The 1,706-nt window shown below is 35.4% G+C and carries 2 protein-coding genes and 1 pseudogene; all 3 read left to right on the forward strand.

The annotated features are described in order from the left end of the window. Nucleotides 1-321 precede the first annotated feature (321 nt). A complete protein-coding gene (locus ACFIO3_RS12655; RefSeq protein ID WP_375615087.1) occupies nt 322-534 on the forward strand; it encodes a hypothetical protein in 213 nt (70 codons plus the stop codon). Nucleotides 535-546: 12 nt separating this feature from the next. Continuing rightward, nucleotides 547-963: pseudogene (locus ACFIO3_RS12660) on the forward strand (MFS transporter); the annotation flags it as partial. Between the two features lie 32 nt (nt 964-995). Next, nucleotides 996-1,439 (forward strand): hypothetical protein, encoded by a 444-nt coding sequence (locus tag ACFIO3_RS12665; RefSeq protein WP_375704573.1) that lies wholly within the window; start codon nt 996-998, stop codon nt 1,437-1,439. The last annotated feature ends 267 nt before the right edge of the window (nt 1,440-1,706 follow it).

The raw sequence follows: 1,706 nt of genomic DNA on the forward strand, positions 1-1,706 counted from the left end.
CCGCATCTGGGCTATGTGACTGAAGAAAGCTTTGAGAATTATTTTGAAAAAGCTTGCCAAAATATAGCTTCTTTTATAAAGAGCACTTAATGCCGGCTGAGCCAATGTTTGTAAAATTTATCTTAGTATCGCTAGCGTATCAAATTTGCACGACATATAATAGCTTATTTCCTTAAATTAAGCATATTCCTTAGCTTTCATATTAATGCCAATCATATTGACAGATTTTTATGTAATCAACATAAAATACCTAATTTATTGTTGCAAGCATTATTAAAAAGGCTACTTTATTGGAATACAATTTAATTGGAGGGGGGCTGAGTGAGCAATAATAAATTTATAGAAAAAAATTATTATAGATGGATTGTATTGCTTGTTGCCACGATCGCTCAAGCATCAGCCTGCTTCTTTGTTCAAGGGATTGATCCTTTAGCTGAATTTTTTAAAAAGGATTTCTCGCTTAGCGACTCTCAGATAGGTTTACTGTCTTCATCAGCGCAGTTCCTACCTATTGGGTTACTTGTAGCAAGCTAATTACTAGACAAGTTTAACAAGCGCTATATTGTTGGAGTTGGCGCGGTCGGCGTTTCTATCGCTCTTTTATTGGGAGCAATCGCAGATAACTCTATTTCCCTTTTGGTTTGTTTGCTAATTGTAGGGGGATTTTATAGTTCTGCTCAACCTGGTGGCGCTAAATCCGTTTCGTCATGGTTTCCACAATCGCAGCGCGGATTTGCAATGAGAATAAAGCAGGCGAAGCTACCATTAAGTGTGGGGGGTATTAGCTGGGATAGTTCTTCCTGCGAGTGCGCTTATCTATGGCATACAAGGTGCGTTTTTGGTCGGTGCCATCGTTTCTTTTTTAGGGGGGATGTATATTTATTATTTTTTATCACTCACCAGAAAAAATTGTCGCTATCGTTTCAGAAAGCAAAGCAAAAGTTTCGTTCTATGCAAATGTAAAGTCTCGTCTTGCGATGTTAACGGCACCGCATATGAAGAATATTATTTTTTCAGGCGTTTCACTTGTGATCGTTCCATATGTTTTAACCATTTTTATAACGATTTATTTTTATAGAATCTATCACCTGTCTTTAGCTAAAAGCGCTTATTTGTTTTTTGTTTCACAGGCTTCTGGTGCCTTAAGAAGAATTATTTTAGCAGCGTGGAGTGATCATTGTAGAAAAGGACGATTTTTTCCTGTCTTGTTTTGCATGATTGCAGTCGTTTTTGGATTTTTAATATTAATTTTGGGCATAAGTGGATCGATAATTTATTTAACTATTTTATCTGCTTGGTTAGTTTTTTGGAATGGGATGGTATGGCCCTTGGGTCGCCTATATTGTAGACTCTTCACCGAAAGAAAGCGTTGGCTTTTCTCTGGGTTTAGCAATGTCTGTAAATCAAATCGCAATTATTACTGCTCCACCATTATTTGAATTAATCCAAGATTTTACAGACACTTATTTACTAACATGGCTGATTTTAATTATTGTTTTTTCACTTTTCTTAATAAGAAAGTAGGGAAAGATAATTGGGGAGGAAATTATAATGATCAATGAAAATACTTTTGAGTTGAGCTAAAAAATAGCATTTTCGCTGTTACCCCATAGAATATTGGCAATTCTGATGAATCAAAAGGTATCTATTACCCCTAAACCATATTTAATCTTTGAAAATCTTCCAATTGATAGACAAATTAATAC

The sequence above is a fragment of the Bartonella sp. AD328YNZD genome, from assembly GCF_042196425.1.